This is a genomic window from Buchnera aphidicola (Eriosoma lanigerum) (assembly GCF_964059125.1).
Lineage (GTDB): Bacteria > Pseudomonadota > Gammaproteobacteria > Enterobacterales > Enterobacteriaceae > Buchnera_D > Buchnera_D aphidicola_C.
Window position 1 is genome coordinate 1 of the sequence record NZ_OZ060396.1, and the last position, 8,363, is coordinate 8,363.

General features: G+C 16.6%; 2 protein-coding genes and 2 pseudogenes. All 4 read right to left on the minus strand.

The window, feature by feature from the left end:
* Positions 1 to 2,723: 2,723 nt before the first annotated feature.
* Positions 2,724 to 3,279: pseudogene (locus AB4W75_RS02725) on the minus strand (anthranilate synthase component II).
* A gap of 5 nt (positions 3,280 to 3,284) precedes the next feature.
* A pseudogene (locus AB4W75_RS02730) lies at positions 3,285 to 3,830 on the minus strand (chorismate-binding protein).
* 2,060 nt (positions 3,831 to 5,890) lie between these two features.
* A complete protein-coding gene (locus AB4W75_RS02735) occupies positions 5,891 to 6,469 on the minus strand; it encodes an aminodeoxychorismate/anthranilate synthase component II (RefSeq protein ID WP_367679687.1) in 579 nt (192 codons plus the stop codon).
* A gap of 5 nt (positions 6,470 to 6,474) precedes the next feature.
* Complete coding sequence (locus AB4W75_RS02740) at positions 6,475 to 8,052, minus strand: anthranilate synthase component 1 (RefSeq protein WP_367679688.1); 1,578 nt, start codon at positions 8,050 to 8,052, stop codon at positions 6,475 to 6,477.
* Between the last annotated feature and the right edge of the window lie 311 nt (positions 8,053 to 8,363).

Genomic DNA, 8,363 nt, shown 5'->3' on the forward strand with positions numbered 1-8,363 from the left:
TATGCACAACTTATGCACAACTTATGCACAACTTATGCACAACTTATGCACAACTTATGCACAACTTATGCACAACTTATGCACAACTTATGCACAACTTATGCACAACTTATGCACAACTTATGCACAACTTATGCACAACTTATGCACAACTTATGCACAACTTATGCACAACTTATGCACAACTTATGCACAACTTATGCACAACTTATGCACAACTTATGCACAACTTATGCACAACTTATGCACAACTTATGCATAAATACAGTTTATATAAATAGAATTGAATTTTTGATCAAAGAAAAAATTGATTGTTATATTTAAGAAACTTTTTTTTATAAAAAATAATATCTTAGTAATTGAGAAAATAATCAATTAATAAAACATTAAATATATTTTTAAATTTTACTTTTTTTGATATTTATGAGAATAAACAATTAAAATTAATATCGGATTAAAAATCAAAAATAATACTAGAATTAGCTTATATTATTACAATATTAATTAATTACATAAAATATTAATATTCATATAATTTTGATAAATATAAAATAATTATTTTTTTTTAATTTATCATAAATTTCTAAAAAATTAAGACATGGTAAATAAAATTTTCAAAAAAAATACAATTTGAAAAATTTATCTTAGTTGAATCAAATTTTTATTTTATGAATTTTTCTCCATATTTTTATCTATTGTATTAATTTTCATAGTTATATTATTTAAAGACAATAAATTATTTAAAAAAAAATCGTATTATTTAATATTTTTATTTTGAAATATCTAATTTAAATTATTTTAGTTATAATGAAATCATCAGTAAATATATTAAATTAAATTAAATATTTCTTTTTAATGATCTAACATTAATAATACTTTAGCTAAATAAAAACAAAAATTAAGAAAAATCAGATTATTTATTAATACTTATAACTAATTTTAAAATAGTAATGAAATTATAAGAAAATAGTACATAAAAAGAATAATTTTTTTTAAATTTATATTATTAAAAATAAAATTAATCATATAATAAGATGATTTAAAAATTGATAAACTAATTATTTTTTAAATTTATATATATATTAATAATATAAATTACTATTATTGTATTTATTAAATTGTTTTTTTAATAAAAATACTACATTATTAATTGAAATAAATTAATAGTAAAAAATATACTAATTTATTTTTACACAATATATATAGAAATTATATATAATAATAAATATATAATAATTTTAAAATACCAAAATGTATTATTTTTTTTATTATCATATTTATTATGAATTGATAATAAATACTATTATTATTTTATTTAATTAATTTTTATATGTTAAAATTAATTAAATTAAATATAAAAAATTATATACTATTATTAAATTTAATAAATATTAAAAACTAATTTAATTTATTTTATATAATAATATAAAATATAAATTAAATTATAATTAATAATAAAAATATATCTTATGTATATATTTAATTTTAAATTAAAAAAAAAATATTAAAAATTCATAATCATATTGTTAATTAAATTATTAAAAAAATAAAATTAATATATTTTATTAAATATAATTAATATATTTTATTAAAATATTTAAAATAAATAAAAATATTAAATAGAAATATGAATGATTTTAATGTTAAATTCTATTAATTAAAAAAATTATATAACATGAATTTTTTATCTATTAAATAGTTTATTCTAAAAGAATATTCCTATAAGCAATTAATTTGGATTTAAAATAAAATTAAAAACTATATACTAAATTAGTAATTTTTATAATATTTATGATAATAAGGTAGTAATAAAAAATAATTAAAAAAGAGCTAAAAAATTAATGAGTGATTAAAGAAAAATGTATACATACAGATAACAAAGTAAATAAATTTAACAATACATGTTAATTGTTATTTGTTTGTATACAGTTTTGTTATAAATAATAAAAATAAAATTGAATTCTATTCTAGTTGTATTAGTAATTTTATATATATAAATCTAATAATGATTAAAATTATTTTAATTTTTTAATAAAGTAAAGTACTTTACTATCGTATTCTCATATACTTCTTGATTTTTTTCTTCTGTAATGATTATTATTACTCTAATTTTTTTTTTATTCCCATTTATAAAACTTATATCAATATAATTTTGATATATATAAAATATCTATTTTTTTTTATTTTCTAATAACTTTTTAAATTAAATATATTATATGGAAATATTTTTTACTTGTATTAAATATTTAGAAAGTTTTTTTATTATTTATTTTTATTGTATTCTATAATAGATATCAGCAATCAAATAAATTTCGATATTTTGATTTCTAAAATATTTTTTATTTATTAAATGTAATTTTTCATTTTATAAATTTTTTATGTATTTTTGTTATCTTTATGTGTTTATTTTGAATTATTTTAATTTCAATCATGTCAAAATGAAATTTATTAAATTAAATGAAACATTTTTTTTTGATGTTATGAAATTAATAATATTTTATTTAATTAAAAAAAATTAAATTAATTAAAAAATTTACTAATATATACAAATTTTTAAGATTGATCTTACTATAAATAAAATTAATTATAAAATATAGCAAACTTAAAAAATTAATTTCATATTTACTTTTTTTAATAATATTAAATCTAAATTAAATTTTATTTAATTCTAAAAAGATTGTATTTTACTAACTAACAAAATAATATAATTTTTAATTTTTTATCTATTGAATAGTTTGTTCTAAAAGTATACTTCCATAAGTAGTTAATATTGATTCAGGATGGAATTGAAAACCACATACTCGATCTGTAATATTTTTAATACTCATTATAATACGATTGTAATAAGAAGTAACTACAAAAGAAGTAGGTAATTGATTACCAATTAACAAATAATATCTAGCTACAAACAAGGGATTAGGTAAATTTCTAAACATATCTTGATTATCATGTATAATTCATGAATAGTCTTTCCTGAAGGATGAATACTTCCTCCATATACTTTAATGATAGTTTGATATCCTAATAAGCAAATTCCAATTATGGGTATTTTACTTTTAAATTCGTTTAATAATGATAATATATTACCTGCATTTCTAGAATACCCAGGTCCAGGAGAAAACATAAGAATCGGGTTTTTCATATTTAATAATTTTTGAATAATAATTTTCTTAGAAATATGATTACGAAATATTAATACTGTATGATTGTTTATTCGTAATAAGTCTACTAAATTATATGTAAAAGAATCAAATTATCAATTAATAAAATATCAGACATATTCTTTAAATTTTACCTCTATAATTATGAGTATGAGCAATTGCAATTAATACAGCTTGTACTTTATTTTTACTTTCTAATATTTCTTCGTTTGGTATAGAATCAAAAACAATACCGGAACCTGCTTGTATTGTTGTAATATCATTAACCACATATACAGATCTAATAATGATACAAGTATCTAAATTTTGTAATCTAGTAAAGTAACCGATTGCTCCACCATATACTCCTCGATCTTCTTGTTCTTCTGCAATAATTTGCATTGCTCTAATTTTCGGTGGGTGCTCTAATTAAAGTACCCATATTCATACAAAATTGATAAGCATGAAAAATATCAATTTTTCTTTTATTTTTCCAATAACTTTAGAAACTAAATGCATAACATGAGAATATTTTTCTACTTTTATTAAATTTTCTACATATCGAGTACCAGTTTTACAAATTTTAGCTAAATCGTTTCTGGATAAATCTACTAATATTAAATGTTCAGAAAATTCTTTTTCATCCATTCTTATTACTAGTTCTATTTTACTATCTAACTCTAAATTCATAAAATCATCTTTATTTTTTCTTAAATTTGAATACTAACAATTAGATAAATTTTAATATTTTTATATTTATAGTTCAATAAAATTTTAGGAAAATACTAAATAATATAAAATTTTAATCTTGTATTTAAAATATATAAAATTTAAGATTATATTTTTTTTATTTATCAAAAATTTCTAAAAAATTAAGACATGATAAATAAAATTTTCAAAAAGATACAATCTGAAAAATTTATCTTAATTGAATTAAATTTTTATTTTTATGATTTTTTCTCCATATTTTCATCTATTGTATTAACTTTCATAGTTATATTATTTAAAGACAATAAATTATTTTAAAAAAAAATCGTATTATTTAATATTTTTATCTTGAAATATCTAATTTAAATTATTTTAGTTATAATGAAATCATCAGTGAATATATTAAATTAAATTAAATATTTCTTTTCAATAATCTAACATTAATAATATTTTAGCTAAATAAAAACAAAAATTAAGAAAATCAGATTATTTATTAATACTTATAACTAATTTAGAAATAGTAATGAAATTATAAGAAAATAGTACATAAAAAGAATAATTTTTTCAAAATTTATATTATGAAAAATAAAATTAATTATATGATAAGATGATTTAAAAACTGATAATCCAATTATTTTTTAAATATATATATATATTAATAATATAAATTACTATTATTGTATTTATTAAATTATTTTTTAATAAAAATACTACATTAATTATTAATTAAAATAAATTAATAGTAAAAAATATAATAACTTATTTTTACACAATATATATGGAAATTATATATATATAATAAATATATAATAATTTTAAAATACCAAAATATATTATTTTTTTTATTATCATATTTATTATGAATTGATAATAAATACTATTATTATTTTATTTAATTAATTTTTATATTTTACAATTAATTTAATTAAATATAAAAAATTATATACCATTATTAAATTTAATAAATATGAAAAACTAATTTAATTTATTTTATACAATAATATAAAATATAAATTAAATTATAATTAATAATAAAAATATATCTTATGTATATATTTAATTTTAAATTAAAAAAAAAATATTAAAAATTTATAATCATATTGTTAATTAAATTATTAAAAAAATAAAATTAATATATTTTATTAAATATAATTAATATATTTTATTAAAATATTTAAAATAAATAAAAATATTAAATAGAAATATGAATGATTTTAATGTTAAATTCTATTAATTAAAAAAAATATATAATATGAATTTTTTTATCTATTAAATAGTTTATTTTAAAAGAATATTCCTATAAGCAATTAATTTGGATTTAAAACAAAATTAAAAACTATATACTAAATTTGTAATTTTTATAATATTTATGATAATAAGGTAGTAATAAAAAATAATTAAAAAAAACTAAAAAATTAATGAGTGATTAAAGAAAAATATATACATACAGATAACAAAGTAAATAAATTTAACAATACATGTTAATTTTTATTTGTTTGTATACAGTTTTGTTATAAATAATAAAAACAGAATTGAATTCTATTCTAGTTGTATTAGTAATTTTATATATATAAATCTAATAATGATTAAAATTATTTTAATTTTTTAATAAAGTAAAATACTTTACTATTGTATTCTCATATACTTATAATTTTGATATATATAAAATATCTATTTTTTTTTATTTTCTAATAATTTTTTAAATTAAATATATTATATGGAAATATTTTTTTACTTTTATTAAATATTTAGAAAGTTTTTTTATTATCTATTTTTATTGTATTCTATAATAGATATCAGTAATCAAATAAATTTCGATATTTTGATTTCTAAAATATTTTTTTATTAAGTTAATTAAAGAATTTATTAATATATACAAATTTTTTAAGATGGATCTCACTATAAATAAAATTAATTATAAAATATAGAAAATTTAAAAAATTAATTTTATATTTACTTTTTTTAATAATATTAAATCTAAATTAAATTTTATTTGATTCTAAAAAGATTGTATTTTACTAACTAACAAAATAATATAATTTTTAATTTTCTATCCATTGAATAGTTTGTTCTAAAAGTATACTTCCATAAGTAGTTAATATTGATTCAGGATGAAATTGAAAACCACATACTCGATCTGCAATATTTTTAACACTCATTATAATACGATTGTAATAAGAAGTAACTACAAAAGAAGTAGGTAATTGATTACCAATTAAAGAATGATATCTAGCTACAGACAAGGGATTAGGTAAATCTCTAAACATATCTTGATTATCATGTATAATCCATGAACTTTTTCCATGAACAATCTTTTCTGAAGGATGAATACTTCCTCCATATGCTTCAATGATAGCTTGATGTCCTAAGCAAATTCCAATTATGGGTATTTTACTTTTAAATTCGTTTAATAATGATAACATATTACCTGCATTTTTAGGATTCCCAGGTCCAGGAGAAAACATAAGAATCGGATTTTTCATATTTAATAATTTTTGAATAATAATTTTTTTAGAAATATGATTACGAAATATTAATACTGTATGATTGTTTATTCGTAATAAGTCTACTAAATTATATGTAAAAGAATCAAAATTATCAATTAATAAAATATTAGACATATTCTTTAAATTTTACCTCTATAATTATGAGCATGAGCAATTGCAATTAATACAGCTTGTGCTTTATTTTTACTTTCTAATATTTCTTCGTTTGCTATAGAATCAAAAACAATACCGGCACCTGCTTGTATTGTTGCAATATTATTAACCACATATGCAGATCTAATAATGATACAAGTATCTAATTTTTGTAATCCAGTAAAGTAACCGATTGCTCCACCATATACTCCTCGATCTTCTTGTTCTTCTGCAATAATTTGCATTGCTCTAATTTTCGGTGCTCCAGTTAAAGTACCCATATTCATACAAGATTGATAAGCATGAAAAATATCAATTTTTTCTTTTATTTTTCCAATAACTTTAGAAACTAAATGCATAACATGAGAATATTTTTCTACTTTCATTAAATTTTCTACATATCGAGTACCAGTTTCACAAATTTTAGCCAAATCGTTTCTGGCTAAATCTACTAACATTAAATGTTCAGACAATTCTTTTTTATCCATTCTCATTTCTAGTTCTATTTTACTATCTAAATCTAAATTAATAGAACCATCTTTATTTTTCCCCCTAGATCGAGTACCAGCAATTGGATGAATTTCAACATTTTTATTTTTAAAATCATATTTTAATGAACTTTCTGGAGAAGCACCAAATAATGTAAAATTTTGATCTTGCATAAAAAACATATAAGGGCTAGGATTAGATTTTTTTAATTCATCATAAGCTGCTAAAGAGTTAATACATGGTAAATAAAATTTTCGAGAGAGTACAATCTGAAAAATTTCTCCTAATTGAATCAAATTTTTCATTCTATGAATTTGTTCTCTATATTTTTGATCTGTTTTATTAACTTTTACAGTTATATTATTTAAAGTACAACGAGTGATTTTAGGAAAAAATGTATTATTCAATATCTTTTTTATTTCTACATGTCTAGTTTGAATTCTTTTAATTTCAATTTTATCATCAGTAAATATACTAGATTGAATTAAACAATTTTTTTTTCTATGATCTAAAAGTAATAACATTTCAGCTAAATAAAAACAAAAATCAGGACAATTAGATTGTTTATTAACACGTATAACTGGTTCAAAATTAGTAATTAAATCATAAGAAAATAGTCCACCAAAAAAAACTGATCTTTCAGAATTTATGTTACTATGAATAAAATTAATCATACAACGCAATGATTCAAAAACTGATAAATTGATCAGTTTTTTTTCTTCATCTAAATATACATTATTAGCATTAATTATTGGGAAAGTTAGAATTAAAATCATTTTTTTTCTAGCAATATGTATGTTTACATTAAATGAAATATATAAATCTAAAAGATGTAATATTTTTTCTCCATTTTTTGTTTTTGCTTGTAATTCTACTATATTACGAAAACAACAAATTCGAATCGCACAATCAATAATAATCATACTTTCAAGACTATTTTTACTTTCATTTTCCGCAGATTCTAATAGCAAAACATTTTTTTTTTTATTACAGATTGTATTAAATATTAATGTAGGATTAAAGTGATATTTTGCTTCAGTTTGAATTAAATCAACATAAATTTTATTTTTTTTCATCATTGTATATTAATATTATTGTAGATTTAAAATACTAAAAATTATTTATAATAATTTGATAAGATAATAAAAATTTTTCAGTATTTTTTTTTTACATATTACATTATATAATTATTATGTGTCAACAAATCTTAAAAAAAAATATTGTTCTCATTTATTTTATATATAAATAAAATTAAATTATTTTTGAAAGTAATTTTCTAAACTTAAGATTTAAATATAATATTTAAAATAATAAAAAACAAATTCTTTAATATTAAATAAATAAAAAATGTAATTTATTTTCATTTATATATAAATTTAATTAAAAA